Genomic DNA, 20085 nt, shown 5'->3' on the forward strand with positions numbered 1-20085 from the left:
AATCAGGGGAGTGCGCGCAGGTCCGCCAGCATCTCGTCGAGATCCTTCGTCGACACCGCAAGCGAGAACCCGTCGCGCTTCGCCAGCGCGGGCGCGTGATCCCACACGTCCTCGGGTTCGATGCCGTGGAGCACCACCGCGTTGGGCGTCGGCGTCAGCACGCGCAGCGCCACCAGCGGCGACTCGCCACGGGTGACATCGGTGAAAACGAGCGCGCGGTCGGTGCTCTCGCCGTAGAGGCGGTAGAACTCCTCGCTGGAGAGGCGCGTGATGGCCTCGATGCTGTTGATCACGGTGTGGCCGTTGACGTGTTCGGCGCCGCCATCGGCCAGTTCAGTCGCGCCAGTCGCTTCGTAGAACTCGGCCATCGACACCGCGTGGGAGTACTCCCGCAGGTCGTGGACGATGTCGCTCTCGAACCCCGCCGTCACGACGCGGGCGTACTGGCGGATATGGGCGCCGCCGCGGTCGGCGTCGATGGCCAGTAGCCCCTCCACCAGCCGTCGGACCACGCCGATGCCGGGGCTTTCCCGGCGGCCGCTCTCGTAGTCCGAGACCACCGACGAGGAGACGTCTATCTCCGCGGCCAGCGCCGTCTGGGACACCTCGAAGTCGGTGCGCCACTTCCGCAGGGTGGCGCCGGGGTCGTCCGAGAGGACGACTTCGCCGGCGATCCGGCGGGCGAGTCGGCGCTCTGCGTTCTCGGTCACGCCTCCGGATGGACGGGGCGCCGAGATAGGCGTGTCGGTGCTACTCCCCGAGCGTGACGCTCTCGTCGGCCGCCGACCGCAGGGCGTCCGACCGGCCGTAGCTTCCGGGCGCGATGGCGAGCGTGCGCACGCCCTCCCGGCCCGCGAGTTCGAAGGCGGGCTTGAAGTCGGTGTCCCGGGAGGCCACCGCAATCGTCTCGACGCGGTTCCGGAGCACGAACTCCGCGGCGTCGACGGCGAGTTTCACGTCGACGTCGCCGCTGGTGGTGATCACTTCGAAGCCGTGGGCCTCCGCCGCCCGGATCAGGCCGCCGGTCGCCTGCTCGTTCAGATAGAGGCGGGCGGCGACGACGCGGCCGGCGGCGGCCGCGGCCGCACGCACGTCGTCCAGATCCACGTCGAACTCCTCGCGTAACACGTTCGGTCCGTCGACGAACAGCGCGACACCCTCGCGCCGCCCGCCGATCAGCCGTCGAACCAGGTCCATAGCCGTCTCTGCGGCCGCCCCCCCATATCGCTTCCGGGAGCGCCCGATAGCTGTTCGCCGAGCGATATATAAACCCCGAACAGCCATTGATCAATATTTCGTTCAAAAATATGTACTACCTACCGATAGAAATTTATATCGGTGCCGACGTTGTGAGTTCGCACCATGCCAGACGATAGCAAACGAAGTTGGGAGCGACGCAGCGTGCTGAAAGGGATCGGCGCACTCGGCGCCGCCGCGGGGTTCGCGGGCGTCGGCGCGGCGACGCCGGGGCGTGAACCCGGCGCGAAGGAGGACGAAATCCTCGTCGGCGTCTCGGCGACGGCCGACGACGTGCCCGCGACCGTCGAGCAGTACGTGCCGGGCAACGCCGAACTCGTGCGGTCCAACGAGAAACTCCGCTACGTCGCGGTGAAGTTCCCCGACGAGGCCGCCGACGTGGCCCGCGAGAACTTCATCGAGGCAGTGACCAAGAAGGACCACATCAAGTACGCCGAGCAGAACGCCACCCATCAGGCGCTGGCGACACCGAACGACCCGCGGTTCGGCGACCAGTACGCGCCACAGCAGGTGAACGCGCCCACCGCGTGGGACACCACCTTCGGCGATTCGTCGGTGACGGTGGCCGTCGTCGACACCGGCGCGCAGTACGACCACCCGGACCTCGCGGCCAACTACGCCAGTAACCCGGGGCGGGACTTCGTCGACAGCGACTCCGACCCGGCCCCGGACGTGCCTCAGGACGAGTACCACGCGACGCACGTCTCCGGCTGTGCGGCGGCCGTCGTCGACAACGGTACGGGCGTCGCCGGCCAGGGTAACTCCACGCTGATCAACGGTCGCGCGCTGGACGAGAACGGCAGCGGGTCCACCGCGGACATCGCCGACGCGATCCAGTGGGCCGCCGACCAGGGCGCCGACGTGATCAACCTCAGCCTCGGTGGCGGCGGCTACACGGACACGATGAAAAACGCCGTGAGCTACGCCACCACCAACGGCGCGCTCGTCATCGCCGCGGCGGGGAACGACGGCTCCTCGTCGGTCTCCTACCCGGCGGCGTACTCGGAGTCTCTCGCCGTCTCGGCAGTCGACAGCAACGAACAGCTCGCCTCGTTCTCCCAGTACGGCGACTCGGTCGAACTCGCCGCGCCGGGCGTCGACGTGCTCTCGACGACCACCCAGACCCGCGGCTCCTACGAACAGCTTTCGGGCACCTCGATGGCGACGCCGGTCGTCTCGGGCGTCGCGGGCCTGACGCTGGCCCAGTGGGGGTCGCTGAGCAACAGCGACCTCCGGAGCCACCTCAAAAACACCGCTGCCGACATCGGACTCCCCGAGAATCAGCAGGGCAGCGGGCAGGTCGACGCCGGGGCCGCAGTCACGACCGAACCCGGCAGCGGCGGGGGCGGCGGTGGCGGCGGCGGCAGCGGCGACTCCACCTCGTCGTCCACCGACGGGAGCCTCGCGGGCTCCTACGACTACGACGACTACAGCTACGCGTGGAGCTACGACGGCCCGTCGCAGGTCGTGATCGAACTCGACGGCCCGAGCGACGCCGACTTCGACCTCTACGTCAACACGGGGACGACCCAGAACGCGACGCCGAGCAACTACGACTACGCCTCCTACACCACTGACAGTCAGGAGTCGATCACCATCGACGCGCCCGACGACTCCACGGATCTTCAGATCGACGTGGACTCCTACAGCGGATCGGGGAGCTACACGGTGACGGTCACGGAGTACCAGTAGACAACGCAAGCAGCGCTCGGGCAGGTCCCCGTACGGGTCCGGGGACCGTCCCAGAGCCCCAGACCTATTAGCCGGCGCGCGCTACCTGTCCCCAATGGCGACTTGCGACGTGTGTGGGAACGAAGAGAACATGCCCTACGAGTGCCGGCGCTGTGGGGGGACGTTCTGCTCGGAACACCGACTCCCGGAGAACCACGACTGTCCGGGGCTGGAGTGGAACGACCCGGTCGGCGTGTTCGAGGAGGGCGGGGGCGGCGGAACGACCCGACAGAGCCGTGCCGGCCTCCGGACCCGCGCAAAGGGGCTCTGGCGAAGCTACATGCAGGGGAACGCAACGTTCGTGTTCCTGCTGGCGATGTGGGTGACGTTCGTGATCCAGCTCGGCCTCCGCGCGTTCGCGCTGGGTGAGATCGAGAACACGCTGTTCGTCCTCCGCTCGACCCATCCTGAGTACGTCTGGACGTGGATCACCTCGGTGTTCGCCCACGGCGGTATCTTCCACATCGTGGCCAACAGCATCGGGATCTTCTTCTTCGGCCAGGTGGTCGAGCGCCGGATCGGCACCAAGCGGTTCGTCGGCCTGTTCCTCGTCTCCGGCGCCGCGGCCGGCCTGGCCCAGATCGGCTCGACCCTCGCGCTGGTCGGCCCGGGCGCACAGATCGGCGTCCTCGGCGCCAGCGGGGCGTTACTGGCGATCATGGGCGTGTTGACCATCCTGAACCCCGGGCTCAAGGTGTATCTCTACTTCATCCTCCCGGTGCCAATCTGGGCGCTCACCATCGGCTTCGCCGCGCTGAGCCTGCTCGAAGGGTTCGGAGTCGCCGGTGGCGGCGGGAACGTCGCCCACTGGGCCCACCTCGCAGGGCTGGCTATCGGTCTCGTGTACGGCACCTACATCCAGGGGAAAGTCGAGCCACCCAAGCGCCTCCAGTTCGGCGGTGGCGGCGGGCCGGGCGGCCCCGGTGGCCCGGGTCGGGGCGGAGGGCGGTTCTGAGCGTGACCCTCGACCGCCCCGAGTTCCGGCCCGATCCCGACCTCTCCCACGAGGAGATGGAGGCCCTCCAGCGTGACATCGCCGACGCCGCGGAGTTCGAGGACGATCTGCCGTTCGACCCCGAGGCCGTCGCCCTCAACAGCCCGGTCGAGGCTGACGCGAGCGGGAACGAGCGTCTCGGCGCGAGCAGCGACGCCCCCGTCGTCGTCGGCGTCGATCAGGCGTTCCTCGAGGAGCGCGCGGTGTCGGCCATCGTCGCGATTCAGGACGGCGCCGTCGTCGAGCGCGTTCACTCGGTGACGCCGCTATCGATCCCGTACATCCCGGGCCTGCTCGCGTTCCGCGAGGGCGGCCCGATCCTCGCCGCGTTCGAGGAACTCTCGGTGGAGCCGGATCTCGCCATCTTCGACGGCTCCGGCCGGATCCACTTCCGGCAGGCCGGCATCGCGACCCACATCGGGGTCATGCTCGACCTGCCGAGCATCGGCGTCGCCAAACGCCTGCTCTGCGGGGAGCCTGCCGAACCGGTCGCGGACCGACCTGCGGGCTGGTCGACGCCCATCCTGGCCGATGCCAGCGTGGTCGACCGCCGGGAGACCACGGAGAAGCGAGCGGGGAGTGAAACGACCCGCGAGCAGGGCGTCGAAGCGCCCGAGGGAACCGTGATCGGTCACGCCTATCAGTCCCGGCAGTGGGACCGCGAGCAGTCGATCAATCCGCTATATATCTCACCGGGCCACCGCGTCTCGGCATCGACGACGGTGGATCTGGTCGACTCGCTCTGTGCGGGCTACAAACTCCCCGAACCGACCCGGCTGGCGGACCGCCACGCCGACGACGCGAAAGCGCAGTACGAGTAGGGGATCGCTGGTCCGCCGCCGCTTCCAGCCGCCGCGTTTCGGCCGCCTTTGCGCACACTTAACCCGCATCCGGTCCAGCAGACAGCTATGCGACCGGAGACGGTGCTCATCACTGGCTGCTCGTCCGGCATCGGCCGCGCCACCGCGGAGGCGTTCCTCGATGACGGTTGGACGGTGTACGCGACGGCGCGTGACACCGACGACATCGCCGACCTCGGCGAGCGTGAGGGGTGTAAGACTACCACGCTCGACGTGACCGACGACAGCGACGTGCGCAACGTTGTGAATCGGATGCTCAGACAGGACGGCCGGATCGACTGTCTGGTCAACAACGCGGGCTACGCCCAGTTCGGGCCGACCGAGGAGGTCGACACCGAGGAGGTCCGGCAGCAGTTCGAGGTGAACGTCTACGGCCCCCACCGACTCATCAAGGCGGTGCTCCCGCACATGCGCGAGGCCGGCGAGGGGACAGTCGTGAACCTCTCCTCGGTGATCGGCCGGATCTCGATCCCCGGCGGCGGCGCCTACGCGGGGTCGAAGTTCGCCGTCGAGGCGATGACCGACGCGCTGCGCTGGGAGGTCGAGGGCCACGGCATCGACGCCGTGCTGATCGAACCCGGCCCGGTGCAGACGAAGTTCGGCGACCGCGCGAGCGCCGAGGCCGACGAGGCCGAGCGCACGGGCGCATACGACTGGTTCTGGACGCTGTTCGAGGATACCGAGGTGCTGGCCGGCGGCGGTCCGGGCGCCATCGAACCCGCTGAAGTCGCCGACCGCATCCTCGATGCCGCGAACCTCACGGACCCGCCCGCGCGGATGTCCGTGGGCCCGTCCGCGGGGCTGCTCGTGAAGACGCGGCATCTGCCGGACTCGATCCGGGATCTGGCGATTCGGTTCGCTCGGAAGCGGTTGGCGTGATTTTCGGCTGTTAAGTGGGGTTCCTTCTTTCGATTAGGACCGTTCTCAATACTCTGAGGTTGGGGTTACGACGACGACAGCGTCTCTGTCGTTGGCAACTTGGACCGCACAGCGCCGCACCGCGGCCACAGCCTCCCCAGCCGACTCCCTCCCTCCGGCAGAGCAAAGCTCTGCCGTGCTCTCGTTCGCTTCGTCGCTGGCGGCGCCGCCGTCGGCGCGGGGAGGAGTGGGGACTCGGTGCTGTGCCGTTAACGGGAGCGAAGCTCTCGTTTGCCAATCAGAATCGGAGATTTCTGATGACCGGGGCTCGTGCCCGGCGCTTTGCGGCCTCTCAGTTGCCAACGATCGAGCTGCTGTTGCGGTCGCTGGTGCTGTCTGATCAGTCGACGAAAGAGATCCTTCCACAGCAAGGACCGACGACCGAAACACCGCCCGACCCACACCTGAATCAGTCCAAACAGGCCGCAACCACCCGCAGCGCCGCCTCGCCGCGCACGTCGTCGGCCAACAGCGGCACCCGCTTCACCTCCCGCCCGCGGTAGAGGTCCGTCGCACGGCTCAGCGCGTCCTGCTGGACCGACCAGCGACGCTGGCAGAACTCACAATCCTCGAGGTTCGGCGTGACCACCCAGTCGTCGGCGATGCCGCCAGACTCCGTCTCACTGGCAGACGAGCTTCGCTCGTCGCTCCCCGCGAGGTCGGCCACGTCGGCGGGGTCCTCCATCACGCGGTTCACGACGAGCGTCCCCACGGGGATGTCGAACTCTTCCAGCCGACTCACGAGGCGTTCGGACTCGACGACGCTCATCGTCTCGGGCACCATCACCACCCGGAAGTCCGTACGGTTCGGGTCCCGCAGGAGCGTTCGCAGGCGCTCGATGCGCTCCTTGAGTTCGTCGAGATCCTGACTGCCCGCGCCCTCCTCGTCGGCGCCGCCGCCGAACACGCCCTTGATGCCGTCCATCATCCCGGAGAACTGCTGGCGGAGTTTGACCATCCGGCCGACCATCGTGTCCAGCATCTCGGGCAGCTGGAGCAGGCGCAGCGTGTGGCCCGTCGGCGCCGTGTCGACGACGACGCGGTCGAAGCGCGGGTCGTCCATGTGCTCGATCAGCTTCTGCATCGCCGCCGCCTCGTCGGCACCGGGCATCGTGCCACCCAAGAGCGACTCCATCCCCGCGCCCTCGCCGCCGAGCATCCCCGCGAGGTCGCCGACGGGGCCCTCCTCCTGCTGGGCGGCGAAAAAGCCCTCCTCCATCGCCGCGTCGGGGTCGATTTCGACGCCCCAGAGCGGCACGTCCTCGCGGAGGCGGCTGGGGTGGGCCGGGATGTCCACGCCGAGCGTGTCCGAGAGCGAGTGGGCCGGATCCGTCGAGACGACGAGCGTCCGCGTGCCGTCGGCCGCGGAGGCCAGCGCCGTCGCCGCGGCGCAGGTGGTCTTGCCGACGCCACCTTTGCCGCCGTAGAGCACGTACTCCGGGGCGTCGATATCGGTCGGGAGAGTCGTCTCCTCGTCCAGCGTCTCAGCGGGGGGCTCGTCACGAGAACCGTCGACAGCGTCGTCCTCGACGGAGTCGACCGGCTCCACGTCGATTTCGGTCATTGTGGGCGCTCGGGGGCGAGGGCTTGTGTGTCTCTCGGTCCGGTGGGCGGGTCAGGACTCCCAGTCGCTCGGGACGTACTGGCCGAAGTTGGGGTTCTCGCTCGCGCCGACGGGGCGGAACGCCCGCTCGCCATCGATACGGAACGACTCGATCTCCGAGCGGCCGGGGCCGGTCAGGTAGCCGACAAACGCCATCGCCAGCGGGTAGGCAACGTCGTGGCGCGCCGGGTTGGTCGGGATGACCGCGTACTCGTTGCGCAGCAGCGCGGGCGGGTCGTCGATACCGCGGTCGACGTGGGGTGTCAGCGCCCCCTCGCGAACCGTGAGGAAGGTGCCGCGATCCGTGAGCGTGTAGGCGCCCATCTGTTCGGCCACGGTGAGCGTGTTGCCCATCCCCTGCCCGGTCTCGCGGTACCAGTCGCCGCCGGGGTCGACGCCCGCCGCGTCCCAGATGCGCTGCTCGCGGATGTGGGTGCCCGAGCGGTCGCCCCGGGAGACGAACTGCGCCGCCGCGTCGGCGATGGCGCGGAACGCCTCGGCCGGATCCTTTCCGGCGATTTCCGCGGGGTCGTCGGGTGGCCCGACGACGAGGAAGTCGTTGACCATCAGCGCCCGGCGGTTGACGCCGTGGCCCGCGCGCAGAAATTCGTCCTCCAGCGGCCGGGCGTGGACCACGACCACGTCGGCGTCGCCGTTCCGGGCAGTTTCGAGCGATCCGCCGGTGCCGCGGGGCAGCGTCCGAACCGATCCACCGAACGTCTCCTCGAACTCGGTGATCACCGCATCGAGCAGGCCGCTGTCGTAGGCCGTCGTCGCCGTCGCGAGGGTGAGCGTCCCCGTATCGGGGGGCTGGACGCCGGCCGCGCCGTCGTCGGCGCCGGCGTCGCTACCACAGCCAGCGAGCGCCAGTGTGCCGCCGACGCCGACCACCCGGAGATAGCCCCGCCTGTCCATACTGATACAACTATCTTCGGTTGCAAATAGCTATTGATGTAGTCGAAAATGGTTTCTCCGACCCGCGGCGCGCCGCCGTCGACCACAAACCCCATCGCGTTCCGCCACGGACGGCGACTGTGCAGCGACGCTCCCGTGCGGCCCTCGGGGCCGCGATCCTCCTGCTCGTCGCCGTCGGCGCCGTGCTCACCTCGCCGCGGTGGCTGCTAGCCCGCCTCGACTGGCTGGCGGCCGACCCGGTTCGGTTCGTCGCGGCGCTGGTAGTGCTGGCGCTCGTCCGCCCGCTACTGGCCTGGCCCACCACGCTGATCGCCGTCGTCGTGGGCTACGGCTGGGGGTTCCGCGGGCTCCCGGTCGCGCTGGCGCTGATCGCACTCACCAGCGTCCCGCCGTTCCTGCTCGCGCGCCACTCCGCAGATGGCGGCCGATTCGCCACCGCGGGCGCGAAAGCCGTCGACGCCACCGGTGACCTGCGGGGCGTGATTGTGAGCCGCCTGCTCCCGGCGCCTTCAGACGTGGTCTCGGTCGGTATCGGACTCTCGGGCGTGCCGGTCCGGGCGTTCCTCGTCGGCACCGCAATCGGCGAACTCCCGTGGGCCGTCGCCGGCATCGTCGCCGGCCGGTCCATCGACCGCGTGCTGCGGGAGGGTCTCGGCTCAGTCGTCGAACCGGAGCTCATCGTCGCCGCCGCCGTTGCCGCCGTGCTCCTGCTTGCCGGGCCCGCGTACCGGCATTTCCGGGCGGAGTCGACCGACCTCACTTGAACAGCGACTCGCCGGTCATCCCGGCTGGCTGGTCCATCCCCAGCAGCGAGAGAATCGTCGGCGCCACGTCCGGCAGCGACCCGCCTTCGCGGATCGACCGCCCCGCCGAATCGCCATCAGGCGAGACGTAGATCAGCGGCACAGGGTTGAACGTGTGGGCGGTGTGGGGGGATTCCGACATCCCCATGTCGTCGGCGTTCCCGTGGTCGGCAGTCACGAGTAGGTGCGCGCCCGCGTCGGCAACGGCGTCCGCGAGGCGCCCGAGTTCCCGGTCGGCGGCCTCGACAGCCTCGACGGCGGCGTCGAAATCGCCGGTGTGGCCCACCATGTCCGGGTTGGCGTAGTTAAGTACCAGCGCCTCGGGGTGGCGCCCCTCCTCCGCGATAGCGGCGATGGCGGCGTCAGTCACCTCCGGCGCGGACATCTCGGGCTGATGGTCGTAGGTCGGCACGTCCGGCGAGGCGACGATGCGGCGCTCCTCGCCGTCGAACGGCGGCTCCCGGCCGCCGCTGAAGAAGTAGGTGACGTGGGGCTCCTTCTCGCTTTCGGCGACCCGGAGTTGGCCCATCCCGGCGTCGGCCCAGATCTCTCCCAGCGTGTTCTCGGGGTCGTTGGGCGGGAACACGACCGGGAACGGGTAGGTCTCCTCGTAGCGGGTCATCGTCGCCAGCCGGATCTCGGGCCGGTCGAGGTCGAACGGCCACTCGTCAGTGCCGATCCCACCGAGCAGGCGACAGAGCTGTCGGGTACGGTCAGCCCGGAAGTTGAACGTGATCAGCGCATCGCCGTCTTCGAGCGCTGGGGCGCCCGAAATCAGCGTCGGCTCGACGAACTCGTCGGTCTCCCCGCGCTCGTAGCTCTCCTCGACTGCAGCCACCGCTGAGTCGGTTTCGTATCGCGCCTTGCGGTTTACGATGGTGTCGTAGGTCTCTCTGGTGCGCTCCCAGTTGTGGTCGCGGTCCATCGCGTAGTACCGGCCCGTGACGGTGGCAACGTCGCCGGTTCCGTGCTCGTCGATGGTTTGCTGAAGTTCCGTGAGGTAGTCGGCGCCGCTCTTCGGTGGGGTGTCTCGGCCGTCGGTGAACGCGTGGGTGACGGCGTCGACGCCCTGCTCGGCCGCGAGTTCGATCAGCGCGTGGAGGTGGGCCTGATCCGAGTGGACCCCGCCGTCGCTCACGAGGCCGGCGAAGTGGACCCGGCCGTCGTGCTCGGCGGCGTAGTCGAACGAGTCGCTGATAGCGTCGATGTCGCCCAGTTCGTCGGCGGCGATGGCGTCGTTGATGCGGGTGTAGGGCTGCTTGACCACGCGCCCGGCGCCCATGTGGATGTGGCCGACCTCGCTGTTGCCCATCTGGCCCTCGGGCAGGCCGATCCGGCGGCCGTGGGCGGTCATCGTGCCGAACGCGCCCGCGGCCCGGAGCGCGTCGAAGTTCGGCGTCGACGCCGCGCCGACCGCGTCCCGGCCCGCCTGGTCCGGGGGTGCGAGCCCCCAGCCGTCGAGAATGACGAGTGCTGCGTCCATGCTTATGGGGTGGGCAGGCCCCCCGTATCACGGCTTCGGTGGGGCGACAGACACATACCCACAGGTGCGGAACACTCGCTACCCGAATGGACCTCGAGAGCCTGAACAGGCGCAGCCTGCTCGCCCTCCTCGCGGGCGGCGGCGCCACCGCGGGCGGGGCGTACTTGCTCACCGGCAGCCCGGCGCCGGCAGAGACCGCGCTCCTCAGCGACGAGGAGTCCCGACGCCTCGCAGAGGCCCACGCGCCGACGCTCTACTTCGGCACCCGCGAGCGATGGTTCCCGGCCGACCCGCGCGAGTACGAGAGCGATCAGGACGGCCGAACGGTCGTCGACGGCTTCGACGCGCTGGACGGCTACACCGCCGACGCCCGCGAGACCGACTACCCGCATTCGACGGTGTTCTACCAGGCCATCGACTACCCCGACTCGCCGCTCTGCTGTGTGCAGTTCTGGATCTACTCGGCGTTCGACCAGTTCTCGACGAACTTCCACTGGCACGACTGGGAGGTGCTGCACGTGTTCGTCGACCGCTCGGCGGGGGGGAGCGCGAACGCGACCGACACGTCGACGACCGCTGCCGACGCAACCGGAACGGGGCAGCCAGTGCTGTTCGTCGCCTCCGCCCACTCCCGAAAGGTGCCGAACAACGAGCACCTCGACCCCGGCGTCGCCCGGGCGTCGATCATCAGCGAGGTCGGCTCCCACTCCAGCACGCTCGGGGTCAACGCCCGGCCGTCGTCGTTCCAGCGCACCGCCATCGAGGAGTTGGCCCCCGACATCAGCAACGATCCCGTGGAGGTCATCTCCGGGCAGGCGTCGCTGCCGCTCGCGTACGGCCTCCCACGGGATGAAGGGCTGACACTGCCCTACGCCGTCCCGGAGTACGACGGCACGCCGCTTCCCGACCACGAGCGCCTGCCGAACGTGCGTCCGGGGGACCTGCTCCCCGAGGACATCACCGTCGACACGTACGACGAACTGGCGAACCCGCCCGAGTCGATCCCGAAACGCGAGGGCGAGATCACGTTCGTCCCCGATATCGACGCCGCGAGCGTCGACGCCGACGCACGCTACGACCTGGTCGACGTGAGCGAGATCCAGCACATCGAGGACTTCACCGGGCCGCAGTTGAGTTTCAGCTTCACCGTCCCGCAGTTCGTCGAAGACGCCATCGCGGGCCACATCACCACCACCGGCCCGCCGTGGGACCAGCCACGGTTCAGCGACCCCTCCCTGGACATCAGCGACCCGCAGCACCGCGCCGCGCTGGCAAACCGCTACGACCCCATCGAGGCCGGCGGCGACGTGAGCCGGATCATCGGCGCCGTCCGGGAGGCCACCGGCGCCGACGACGCGCCGGGGAACAACGGTGTCGCGCTGCTGGCCCCCTCCATCGAGACGGTTGCGCTGCTGGAGAGCGACCCCGAAGCAGTCCCGTCGTTCTCGGGTGTTCTGACCCTCGAAGACACCCCGGAAGGCGAGCACCGACTCACCGTCAACGGTGCGGGGATGGCGCCCTACAGCGAGCAACTGACCCACGAGGGCGGCACCACCCGCGCGGGCGTCGAGGGCGCCATCCCGATGAGCGCGAACGAGGACGCCGTGAAAGTCCGGGGCGAGACCGCCGAAGAGACGGCGCTCGACTCCGTCGCGCTCGACGACGACTTCGCCGGCACGGTGTACGACGGCCGACCACCGGGCGAGGGCGACCGGTTCGGCATCTACGCCCACCGCGACGGCGCCTACACCGCCGAGGTCCGGGACGAGTCGGGCCAGCAGGGCGCGCTCCGGGTCAACCCCAACCCCGACGACGAGGAGATCGACCTCTCGGGCATCGAGACCGGGAAGGTCGCGCTGACGGACTTCCTCTTGCGCTTCCTCGTGGAGACACGCCTGCAGGTCGCCGCGATTCGCGACGACGAGGGCATCGACAGCGTGCCGACGGGGCAGAACATCGACGACGAGACGGTCGTGACGGTGGTTTCTGACGCAGAAGCGAACGCCGGCGGACTAGTCGACGACGCCGTGAATACCGCGGCCGACGAACTGCTCGGCGAGGACAGCGACGACAACAACGGGAACGGAAACGGCAACCTCGGCGGCGGTGTCGCCGGCGTCGTTCGGGCCGTCGACGCCGCAGTGCTGGTCGCCGTCGCCGCCCGGGCGGCCGCCCGCGACGGGCGCGACGACGGCGCCAACCGCCGGCTGGAAGAACTCCACGAGCGGCTGTCGACCGTCGACGAGAGCGTCGAAGGGGAGGGGCTCCCCGGGGAACTAGCGTCGTTCGTGACCCGGCGGACGGAGCGGATCCGGCCCCGGATCGACGCCGCGACCGAGGCCGAACTGGACACCGATTCGTAACCGCCTGCGGGCCTACTCCTCGTCGGGCCGGTGGGGGCGGCTGCTCCCGTCGTCCGGGTCGATCTGGAGGTACTTCGCGAACAGGTCCGCGACGCGGGTGTAGGCGTCGAGGACGTTTTCGCGCTGGCTGAAGCCGTGGGGCTCCTCCTCGTAGGTCTGGAGTTCGTGGCGCTTGCCGTGCTTTTCGAGTTCGTCACAGAGCTGTTCGGACTGGCTGAGCGGGACGCGGGTGTCCTCCTCGCCGTGGAGCACGAGGACTGGGTCCTCGATGTCCGGGACCGAGCGGATCGGACTTGCCTCGCGATAGTTCTCGAGATCCGTCGACAGGTCGCCGAGTTCGCGCTTCATCAACTGCCAGCCGATGTCGTCGGTGTCGTCGACGAACGTCTCGTAGTCGTAGACGCCGTAGAACGCCGCACCCGCGTCGAAGGCGTCGGCGTTCCCGAGCGCGTTCACAGTCATCAGCCCGCCGCCGGAGCCACCGAAGACCCCCGCGCGGTCGGCGTCGACGGCCGGGAACGCCTCGGCGGTCGCGTCGGCGGCGTCGATCACGTCGTCGAGGTCGCCGCCGCCCCAGTCGCCGTCGTTGGCCATGCGATGGGCGCGGCCGTAGCCGTCGGAGCCGCGGTAGTTCGGCATCGCGACGGCGTAGCCAAGCGCCGCGAAGTACTGCGAGCGGTAGTCCCAGCCGAAGTCGTCGAACGCCGTCGGGCCCCCGTGCGGGTGGACGAGCACGGGCACCGAGTCGGCCTCCTCGGGGAAGCCGCCCACGGGCGGGTAGACGACCGTGTGGATCTCGGTTCCGCCCGAGCGGAAGGTGAACTCGGTGGGTTCGGCGAGTCGGTCGTCGAAGCCGACCGCGCCGGTAGCGACGACGGCCGAGCCGACTTCCGCGTTCCAGACCTGCGGCGGCGTTGTCGGGTCGCCGCGGATCGTGTGGAGCGCGCCGTCGCGCCAGAACGGGCCCGTGTGTTTCTCGTCGCCCTCGCTCAGTCGCTTCGCGTCGCCATCGACATCCGCGACGCCGACGTGGGAGCGACCGTTCCGGGTCGCGGTGAACGCGAGGCGGTCGCCGTCGGAATGCCACGCGGGCGCGCCGACCTCTGTTTCCTCGGCGGCGTGGACGACCGTTGTTTCGACCGAGTCGCGCTTCTCCGCCGCCTCGGCGACCGATTCGGCGTCGGCGTAGTGAATCCCGTCGAAGCCGCTGGCGTCGTGGACGAACGCGACGCCGTCGCCGTCGGGGTGTGGGCGCGGCGTCTGGACGCGAACGGCGTCCTGGGTGAACAGCACTTCGGGCTCGTTGGCGACGTCGCCGTCCTCGATGGGGAAGCGGACCAGTTCGGCCTCGAAGTCGAACAGGCTCCGGTGGGGTGCGCGCACGGCGTAGAGGCCGTCCTTGCCCCAGCGCGGGTCGCCGTAGAGGTGGTCGTCGTCCGCGAGGACCTGCTGGCTCCCAGTGTCGGGGTCGACGAGAACGAGTGCGGCCCGGGAGACGGCGTCCGTGACGGCGGCGACGCCGTGCTCGCCCCACGCGAGGCCGAGATCCGGATCGTCGTGGTGGGTGAGTTCCTCGACGGTTCCCGTCTCGGTGTCGACCGTCGAGAGCGTGCCGGCGGCGTCGACGAACGCGAGGCGGTCGCCGTCTGGGCCCCACGCGAACCACTGCGTGTCGCCGCGGCCGCGGCGCATCGCGAGGACCCCCTCGCTGGTGAGGCGGGCGTCGTGGCCGTCCGCGCGAAGCCAGAGGTCGGTCTGGTCCTCACGGTTCAGCGCGTAGGCGATCCGGCCGTCGTCGGGGGCGGACGCCGACTGAACAGCAGTGTCGGCGGTCGCCATGTCGGCCAGCAAGCCGTCGTGACTCGTGTCCCGTACGTCGCGTCGGTACATGCCCCGGGCTGGTGGCCGAGAGGGGTTAGCTGTTTGCCCCGCGGAAACGCGTGAGGGAAGCGGATTTGCCTGCCCCCCGCAGTGAGACAGCCTTTTTGCTCCCTGTCGCTAAGTCCGGCCATGGACTCCGCGGTACTGCTGAACCTCCTGGGCAACGAGAACCGCCGGCGCATCCTCCGGTTGCTCTCGCATAAGTCCTGCTACGTGACGGAGATCAGCGAGTACCTCGGGGTGAGCCCGAAGGCGGTCATCGACCACCTGCGCAAACTGGAGGAGGCCGGACTGGTCGAGAGCCACACCGACGACCAACGCCGGAAGTACTTCCACATCGCCCGCTCGGTCAGGCTGGAGGTGAGCGTCTCGCCCCACAGTTTCGGCGCCAAGAGCGCCTATCCGGCGAGTCGCAGCCTCGACATGACCGGGCGCTGCTCGCACCTGAACATCGACATCGCGGATCAGCCCGGGGACGGCGAGGGGCTGGAGGGGCTGGCCGAGGAGTTCGACCGCCTCCAGAGCCTCGAACGCGAGCTTTCGCTGGCCCAGCGCTGGGTCGACGGCCGGCTGAACGAGGTGCTCGACCGCCTCAACGGCCACATCGGCGCCGAGGCCGACTCCCGCTTCTACGCCGCCGTGCTCTCGGCGGTGGTCACCACCGACGGCACACTACGCGAAATCGCCGACGACGTGGATGCCGACGCGGCGACCGTCGAGGACGCGCTCGAGCAGCTAACCGACCGAGGACTGCTCAGCCGCCGCGACGACGCCGGCTGGGAGTTGGCCTAGATCGACTTCGTCAGGCCGTCCCGGAGATCCCTCCCGAAGTAGTAGCCGAGTAGCGCCGCCACCGCCCCGCTCCCGGCGCCGATGGCGCCCAGCGCGAGGCCGTACTGCTGGAGCCACTCGACGCCAATGGGGAGGAAAACGCCCTGGAACATCGACGTGACCGCGAGTACGGCTGCAAACGCTGCGCCCGCAGTCCCGACTTCGAGATACTGGCGGTGTGAGCGCACGAGACCCAGGACGAACGTCGCGGCGACGATGCCGACGATGCGGCCGACCGTGCCGAGGAACGGGAGCATCCCGCCGACTGCGCCGCCGGCGACGACGCCGGCGACGACGGTGCCAAGCGCCAGCAGGAACCCCCGGATCGAGAACACGCGGCCGACGCGCCGGCGAAGGCCGGCGAGGCGGCCGTCTGCGGACTCGGTCGCGTCGCTGGACTCGACCGTGTTCTCAGTTCCCACGGTGCCGAGATCCTCCTCGGTCTCGCCGTCCCGGTCGCGCGAGAGCTGCATGACCCAGTATCGGGGAGCCGGCAGTATGGGTCTTGCGCCGATACGGTCGGAGCGGCCCAAGAAGGCAGTTTCAAGTCCGACCGACCGGAACCACGGCGTATGAATCCCGGGGACCGCGTTCGCGTCGTCCACGACGACGTGACCGACGAAGGCGTCCTGATGCCCACGACAGACGAGGAGCACCTCGTGCTCAAACTCGAGGGTGGCTACAACGTCGGCATCGCCCGCGAGGGCGCCGACGTGGAACTGCTGGAGTCCGATGTCTACGACATCGAGGAGAGCGAGGCCGGCGGCAGTGAGGCCTCCGAAATCGAGTTCGACGAGGACCTGCCCACGGTGGCGCTGGTCTCGACCGGCGGCACCATCGCCTCCACCGTCGACTACCGCACCGGCGCCGTGACCGCGCGCTTCGACGCCGAAGACGTGCTGCGGGCCGTGCCGGAACTGGCCGGCCGCGCGAACTACCGCGGCCGCGTCGTCGCCGACATCCTCTCGGAGAACATGACGCCGGCCATCTGGCAGGACCTCGCCGAAGCCATCCGGGAAGAGATCGAGGCCGGCGCCGACGGCGTGGTCGTGATGCACGGCACCGACACGATGCAGTTCTCGGCGGCCGCGATGTCGTACATGCTCGACACGCCGGTCCCCATCGTCTTCACCGGGAGCCAGCGCTCCGCGGACCGCCCCTCCTCGGACAACGTGATGAACGCCGTCTGTGCCGTCGAGGCCGCGACGGCCGACGCCGCCGAGGTGATGGTCTGCATGCACGGCACGCCGTCGGACGACTACTGCGTGCTCCACCGCGGCACGCGCGTGCGGAAGAACCACACCTCCCGGCGCGACGCGTTCGAGACCGTCGGCGGCGAGCCGATGGGCACCGTCGACTACGACGCCGCGAAGGAGGGGCAGGGCGACGCGGCTGGCGTCGAGTTCTCCGACGAGTACACCCCCCGCGGCGAGGAAGATCTCGCGATCCGTTCCGACCTCGCGACCGACGTGGAACTGGTCAAGCCGACGCCCGGCATGGATCCGGCGGCGTGGGACTACCTCGACGGCAAGGACGGCGTCATCGTCGAGGGGACTGGTCTCGGCCACGTCCACACGGACCTGATCCCGCGACTCGAGGAACTGATCGAGGACGGCACGACCGTCGCGATGACCTCCCAGTGTCTCGAGGGGCGGGTCTGTGACCGCGTCTACGACACCGGGCGGGACCTGCTCGACGCCGGCGTCGTCGAGTGTGGCGACACGCTCCCCGGGACGGCGAAGGTGAAGCTGATGTGGGCGCTCGCGAACACCGAAAACCCCGAGGACGCGATGGGTCGGGACCTCGCGGGCGAACTCACGGAGGAGTCCCAGCCGTGGACCTGAGCGACACCCCCGCATTCGTCGACGACGAGGAGATCGCGATCCGGGCGGCCGTCCCGGGCGACCTCCCCACGCTTGCGGCCTTTACCGCCGACACGTGGGAGAACGGCGACTACATCGCCGACGCGTTCCCGCGCTGGATGGCGGCGGACGACCCGGACACGAAGACGGTCGTCGCCGTCGACCTGACCGCCGATCCGCTCTCGGCCGACGAGGTGGAGGGCGTCGATCCCACAGACGTTGGCGATCTGCCGGATGACCGACCGGTCGGCATCTGTCAGGCCGTCGGCCTCAGCGAGCACGAGGGCTGGATGCAGGCGATGCGGGTCGACCCGGCCTACCGCGGCCGTGGGCTCTCGGTCGCGATGAACGACGCCGGCTTCTACTGGCTCTACCAGACCGGCCGCCGCGTGGCGCGTAACATGGTGTTCTCGTGGAACACCGGCGGCCTCGGCACCTCCCGGGCCGGCGGCTACGGCCCGGGGACGGAGTTCCGCTGGGTGAAGCCCGAGCCAGACGCCGACGCTCCCGAGACCGCGGGCGACGCCGGCTCCATCGCCCCCGACCCGGACACGGCGTGGAGCTTCTGGACCAGTTCCGACGCCCGTGACGACCTGCGAGGGCTGGCGCTGGACACCGGCGAGTCGTGGGCGCTCTCGGAGTTGACCCGGGAGCGACTCCGGGAGGCTGCCGAGGACGACCGCCTGCAAGTGGTTTCGGCCGCTGACGGCGGGATCGGGGGCTTCAGCTACCGAACCCGGACGAGTGAGCGCGAGGAGGACGACGAGTCCTTCACCCGCGCGGAGTACGGCGTCGCCGCGTGGCGTGATCCGGACGCCTGTGAGGCGCTGCTGGCGGCGATCAGCCGCGATGCAGCGGCCGTCGGCGCCGACCGGACGCGCGTGCTCGTGCCCGAAGACGTGCGCTGGGTCAGCGACACCGCCGCCGCGGGCGTCGACATCGGCGACGAGCCTGATTTCGTGATGGCCGCCGACCTGACCCGGCGGCAGTGGGAGCGCTAGGTCGCGGTTTTACCTTTCTCGGCTGTGTCGGGCCGGTATGCTTCCGACGCCGTCACCTGCACAGTTCGCGGCCGGCGCGGCGGTGTTGTTCTCGCTGTTCGCCGCGCTCCTGCTGGCGCTGTGGGTGGGCTACGACGCCGCCACGCGCAGCGAGCACCCGCTCGCGTGGGCAGGCGCGACGTTTCTCGCAGGGCTCAGTCCGCTGGCAGTCGGCGCCGTCGGCGTGACGCTGCTCTACCGGCGCAGTCGCCCGGAACTGGGGTCGATTCCGCCGCCCGCAGTGGGGAACGGAGCAGTTCCGCGCGGCGAGGTACTGGGCGAGGCGCAGGCCGAGGGAGAAGGAGAGATTGACGATTCTGGGAGCGACCTCGGCGGGTTCGAGATGGCCGATCCGGTCGACGCCGACGCCTAGCCACTCAGACCGCGACGACCCACGCCTTGTAGTCCTCCTCTCGCTCGTACACCTCGCGGAACACGCGGTCAGCGAAGTCAGCGAGGCGGTTGGCGTCCGAGCGCGCGGTGACCCGGGCGTTCGTCCCCTCCGCGGCCTCGGGTGATTCGAGTTCGTCGATGCGGAACTCCGGAAACTCGTCGACGAGGCTCTTGAGACGGTCGAGTTCCTCGTCGGTCGTGTCGAGGTTGAACGTCTTCTCGGCGAACTGGAGCCACGGCTGGGGTTCTTCCTCCTCGTCCTCGTCGTCGCCGTCAGGGTCGAACGCGGGGCTCTCCGGCGGGGCGGCCTCGATAGTGAGGAACGCGCTCCCGCGGGTGCGGTGGGCGGTGACGGCGTCGGCGAACAGCTTTCTTCGCTCAGTAGGCGTCTCGGCGTCGAAGCGGGTCATACCGGTGTTCAGGGGGCCGGCGACTAATCAGTCCCGGACCTCGGCCGCTTTCTTCAAGCCTTTATGCGCGGCCCCAGTCCGACTCGGTATGGCCGACTACCACCTCCTGCTGCTGGGCCCGCCCGGCGCCGGGAAAGGCACGCAGGCGACGAAGCTCTGTGAGGAGTACGACCTCGACCACGTCTCGACGGGCGACGCCCTGCGAGCGAACAAGGACATGGAGACCGAGTACGGCACGCCGCGTAGCTTCATGGAGGCCGGCGAACTCGTGCCCGACGAAGTCGTCAACAAGGTGCTCGAGGCCGCGCTGAACGACGCCGACGGCTACGTGCTCGACGGCTACCCGCGCAACCTCGACCAGGTGGCGTTCCTCGACGACGCGACCGACCTCGACTACGTCTTCTTCCTCGACGTGGACCGCGACGTGCTGGTCGACCGACTGACCGGCCGCCGCGTCTGCACCGAATGCGGGGAGAACTACCACGTCGAGTTCGCGCCGCCCGAGGAGGCGGGTGTCTGTGACATCTGTGGCGGCGACCTCCACCAGCGCGACGACGACGAGGAGGACGTCGTCCGCGACCGACTCGAAGTGTACGAGGAGAACACCGAGCCGGTGATCGAACACTACCGAGAGACCGGCGATCTCGTCGAAGTCGACGGCGAGGGCTCGCCCGACGACGTGTTCGACCGTATCGCCGACGCCATCGAGAACTGAGCGGCCGCGACGCCGGTTTTCTACGG

Annotated in this window: 19 protein-coding genes; 11 read left to right on the forward strand and 8 right to left on the reverse strand. The window is 69.5% G+C overall.

What is annotated here, in order from left to right; genetic code table 11:
- Positions 1-2: 2 nt before the first annotated feature.
- A complete protein-coding gene (locus tag J2753_RS01275) occupies positions 3-710 on the reverse strand; it encodes a helix-turn-helix domain-containing protein (protein WP_209489679.1) in 708 nt (235 codons plus the stop codon).
- Between the two features lie 40 nt (positions 711-750).
- The gene (locus J2753_RS01280; RefSeq protein ID WP_209489681.1) at positions 751-1197 is read right to left on the reverse strand and encodes an NYN domain-containing protein; all 447 of its coding nucleotides are present in this window, start codon (positions 1195-1197) and stop codon (positions 751-753) included.
- Between the two features lie 165 nt (positions 1198-1362).
- Here J2753_RS01280 and J2753_RS01285 point away from each other — a divergent pair, with 165 nt between their 5' ends.
- From J2753_RS01285 to J2753_RS01300, 4 genes are all read left to right on the forward strand, one after another.
- Complete coding sequence (locus tag J2753_RS01285; RefSeq protein ID WP_209489683.1) at positions 1363-2949, forward strand: S8 family serine peptidase; 1587 nt, start codon at positions 1363-1365, stop codon at positions 2947-2949.
- Positions 2950-3043: 94 nt separating this feature from the next.
- Positions 3044-3943, forward strand: a complete 900-nt coding sequence (locus J2753_RS01290) for a rhomboid family intramembrane serine protease (protein WP_209489685.1) — start codon at positions 3044-3046, stop codon at positions 3941-3943.
- A 56-nt stretch (positions 3944-3999) separates the two neighbouring features.
- Positions 4000-4803: an endonuclease V gene (locus tag J2753_RS01295; protein WP_209490748.1), complete on the forward strand. Its 804-nt coding sequence runs from the start codon at positions 4000-4002 to the stop codon at positions 4801-4803.
- 87 nt (positions 4804-4890) lie between these two features.
- Positions 4891-5721 carry an SDR family oxidoreductase gene (locus tag J2753_RS01300; protein ID WP_209489687.1) on the forward strand — a complete coding sequence of 277 codons (831 nt, stop codon included), beginning with the start codon at positions 4891-4893 and terminating at the stop codon, positions 5719-5721.
- A 448-nt stretch (positions 5722-6169) separates the two neighbouring features.
- Here the strand turns inward: J2753_RS01300 and J2753_RS01305 are convergent, their stop codons facing one another.
- Complete coding sequence (locus J2753_RS01305) at positions 6170-7324, reverse strand: ArsA family ATPase (protein ID WP_209489689.1); 1155 nt, start codon at positions 7322-7324, stop codon at positions 6170-6172.
- A 51-nt stretch (positions 7325-7375) separates the two neighbouring features.
- Positions 7376-8278, reverse strand: a complete 903-nt coding sequence (locus J2753_RS01310) for a substrate-binding domain-containing protein (RefSeq protein ID WP_209489691.1) — start codon at positions 8276-8278, stop codon at positions 7376-7378.
- Positions 8279-8397: 119 nt separating this feature from the next.
- Here J2753_RS01310 and J2753_RS01315 point away from each other — a divergent pair, with 119 nt between their 5' ends.
- The gene (locus tag J2753_RS01315) at positions 8398-9042 is read left to right on the forward strand and encodes a VTT domain-containing protein (protein ID WP_209489693.1); all 645 of its coding nucleotides are present in this window, start codon (positions 8398-8400) and stop codon (positions 9040-9042) included.
- Here the strand turns inward: J2753_RS01315 and gpmI are convergent.
- Positions 9035-10564, reverse strand: a complete 1530-nt coding sequence (gene gpmI / locus J2753_RS01320) for a 2,3-bisphosphoglycerate-independent phosphoglycerate mutase (protein ID WP_209489695.1) — start codon at positions 10562-10564, stop codon at positions 9035-9037. The genes J2753_RS01315 and gpmI overlap by 8 nt on opposite strands.
- 86 nt (positions 10565-10650) lie before the next feature.
- Here gpmI and J2753_RS01325 point away from each other — a divergent pair, with 86 nt between their 5' ends.
- On the forward strand, positions 10651-12927 hold the full coding sequence (locus tag J2753_RS01325) for a hypothetical protein (RefSeq protein WP_209489697.1): 2277 nt from the start codon (positions 10651-10653) through the stop codon (positions 12925-12927).
- 12 nt (positions 12928-12939) lie between these two features.
- Here J2753_RS01325 and J2753_RS01330 read toward each other — a convergent pair whose 3' ends face one another.
- Positions 12940-14817 (reverse strand): S9 family peptidase, encoded by a 1878-nt coding sequence (locus tag J2753_RS01330; RefSeq protein ID WP_209489699.1) that lies wholly within the window; start codon positions 14815-14817, stop codon positions 12940-12942.
- A 120-nt stretch (positions 14818-14937) separates the two neighbouring features.
- Here J2753_RS01330 and J2753_RS01335 point away from each other — a divergent pair, with 120 nt between their 5' ends.
- Complete coding sequence (locus J2753_RS01335) at positions 14938-15600, forward strand: ArsR/SmtB family transcription factor (RefSeq protein WP_209489701.1); 663 nt, start codon at positions 14938-14940, stop codon at positions 15598-15600.
- Here J2753_RS01335 and J2753_RS01340 read toward each other — a convergent pair.
- Positions 15597-16112 (reverse strand): hypothetical protein, encoded by a 516-nt coding sequence (locus J2753_RS01340; protein ID WP_209489703.1) that lies wholly within the window; start codon positions 16110-16112, stop codon positions 15597-15599. The two genes, J2753_RS01335 and J2753_RS01340, sit on opposite strands and share 4 nt — an antisense overlap.
- Positions 16113-16211: 99 nt before the next feature.
- On the opposite strand from J2753_RS01340, the gene gatD reads away from it, so the two are divergent.
- From gatD to J2753_RS01355, 3 genes are read left to right on the forward strand one after another with little or no spacing between them, the layout of a single operon-like run.
- Complete coding sequence (gene gatD, locus J2753_RS01345; protein ID WP_209489704.1) at positions 16212-17483, forward strand: Glu-tRNA(Gln) amidotransferase subunit GatD; 1272 nt, start codon at positions 16212-16214, stop codon at positions 17481-17483.
- On the forward strand, positions 17474-18502 hold the full coding sequence (locus tag J2753_RS01350) for a GNAT family N-acetyltransferase (RefSeq protein WP_321168766.1): 1029 nt from the start codon (positions 17474-17476) through the stop codon (positions 18500-18502). The genes gatD and J2753_RS01350 overlap by 10 nt, the downstream gene beginning before the upstream one ends.
- A 37-nt stretch (positions 18503-18539) precedes the next feature.
- Positions 18540-18914, forward strand: a complete 375-nt coding sequence (locus J2753_RS01355) for a hypothetical protein (protein ID WP_209489707.1) — start codon at positions 18540-18542, stop codon at positions 18912-18914.
- A gap of 4 nt (positions 18915-18918) precedes the next feature.
- Here the strand turns inward: J2753_RS01355 and J2753_RS01360 are convergent, their stop codons facing one another.
- Positions 18919-19344: a hypothetical protein gene (locus J2753_RS01360; RefSeq protein WP_209489710.1), complete on the reverse strand. Its 426-nt coding sequence runs from the start codon at positions 19342-19344 to the stop codon at positions 18919-18921.
- Positions 19345-19432: 88 nt separating this feature from the next.
- On the opposite strand from J2753_RS01360, the gene J2753_RS01365 reads away from it, so the two are divergent.
- A complete protein-coding gene (locus J2753_RS01365) occupies positions 19433-20059 on the forward strand; it encodes an adenylate kinase (RefSeq protein ID WP_209489712.1) in 627 nt (208 codons plus the stop codon).
- Positions 20060-20085 lie beyond the last annotated feature (26 nt).

Origin of the sequence: Halolamina salifodinae, from assembly GCF_017874235.1 — an archaeon.
GTDB lineage: Archaea > Halobacteriota > Halobacteria > Halobacteriales > Haloferacaceae > Halolamina > Halolamina salifodinae.

Bases quoted from the DNA above. Each gene is read 5' to 3' on its own strand.
- J2753_RS01285 (WP_209489683.1), top strand. From the start codon at position 1,363: ATGCCAGACGATAGCAAACGAAGTTGGGAGCGACGCAGCGTGCTGAAA.
- J2753_RS01335 (WP_209489701.1), top strand. From the start codon at position 14,938: ATGGACTCCGCGGTACTGCTGAACCTCCTGGGCAACGAGAACCGCCGG.
- J2753_RS01310 (WP_209489691.1), bottom strand. From the start codon at position 8,278: ATGGACAGGCGGGGCTATCTCCGGGTGGTCGGCGTCGGCGGCACACTG.
- J2753_RS01300 (WP_209489687.1), top strand. From the start codon at position 4,891: ATGCGACCGGAGACGGTGCTCATCACTGGCTGCTCGTCCGGCATCGGC.
- J2753_RS01290 (WP_209489685.1), top strand. From the start codon at position 3,044: ATGGCGACTTGCGACGTGTGTGGGAACGAAGAGAACATGCCCTACGAG.
- gatD (WP_209489704.1), top strand. From the start codon at position 16,212: ATGAATCCCGGGGACCGCGTTCGCGTCGTCCACGACGACGTGACCGAC.
- J2753_RS01295 (WP_209490748.1), top strand. From the start codon at position 4,000: ATGGAGGCCCTCCAGCGTGACATCGCCGACGCCGCGGAGTTCGAGGAC.
- J2753_RS01340 (WP_209489703.1), bottom strand. From the start codon at position 16,112: ATGCAGCTCTCGCGCGACCGGGACGGCGAGACCGAGGAGGATCTCGGC.
- J2753_RS01280 (WP_209489681.1), bottom strand. From the start codon at position 1,197: ATGGACCTGGTTCGACGGCTGATCGGCGGGCGGCGCGAGGGTGTCGCG.
- J2753_RS01305 (WP_209489689.1), bottom strand. From the start codon at position 7,324: ATGACCGAAATCGACGTGGAGCCGGTCGACTCCGTCGAGGACGACGCT.
- J2753_RS01330 (WP_209489699.1), bottom strand. From the start codon at position 14,817: ATGTACCGACGCGACGTACGGGACACGAGTCACGACGGCTTGCTGGCC.
- J2753_RS01360 (WP_209489710.1), bottom strand. From the start codon at position 19,344: ATGACCCGCTTCGACGCCGAGACGCCTACTGAGCGAAGAAAGCTGTTC.
- J2753_RS01355 (WP_209489707.1), top strand. From the start codon at position 18,540: ATGCTTCCGACGCCGTCACCTGCACAGTTCGCGGCCGGCGCGGCGGTG.
- J2753_RS01365 (WP_209489712.1), top strand. From the start codon at position 19,433: ATGGCCGACTACCACCTCCTGCTGCTGGGCCCGCCCGGCGCCGGGAAA.
- gpmI (WP_209489695.1), bottom strand. From the start codon at position 10,564: ATGGACGCAGCACTCGTCATTCTCGACGGCTGGGGGCTCGCACCCCCG.
- J2753_RS01325 (WP_209489697.1), top strand. From the start codon at position 10,651: ATGGACCTCGAGAGCCTGAACAGGCGCAGCCTGCTCGCCCTCCTCGCG.